This window comes from Methylorubrum sp. Q1 (genome assembly GCF_004683995.1).
GTDB lineage: Bacteria > Pseudomonadota > Alphaproteobacteria > Rhizobiales > Beijerinckiaceae > Methylobacterium.
On the sequence record NZ_SRHQ01000102.1, the window covers coordinates 1 to 439 of the forward strand.

A 439-nucleotide genomic window follows, 5' to 3' on the forward strand; every position below is an offset into this window, starting at 1 on the left:
GGCTTCATCATCTCGGCGGACGGCTACGTGGTGACCAACAACCACGTCGTCGACAAGGCCAAGACCGTGCAGGTCACGCTCGACGACAGCCGCACCCTCGACGCCAAGGTGATCGGCAAGGACGCCAAGACCGACATCGCCCTCCTGAAGATCACCGAGAGCGGCAGCTATCCCTATGTCCAGTTCGGCAAGAGCGCCCCGCGTGTCGGCGACTGGGTCTTGGCCATCGGCAACCCGTTCGGCCTCGGCGGCACGGTGACGGCGGGCATCGTCTCGGCCCGCGGCCGCGACATCGGCGCCGGTCCCTACGACGACTTCCTCCAGATCGACGCGCCGATCAACAAGGGCAATTCCGGCGGCCCGACCTTCAACGTCAACGGCGAGGTCGTGGGCGTGAACACGGCGATCGCCTCGCCGTCCGGCGGCTCGGTCGGCCTCG

General features: G+C 67.7%; 1 protein-coding gene. It reads left to right on the plus strand.

Annotation, left to right across the window (positions count from 1 at the left end; genetic code table 11):
* On the plus strand, positions 1-439 hold a 439-nt coding region (locus tag E4V01_RS25450), incomplete at both ends, for a S1C family serine protease (RefSeq protein WP_135300309.1).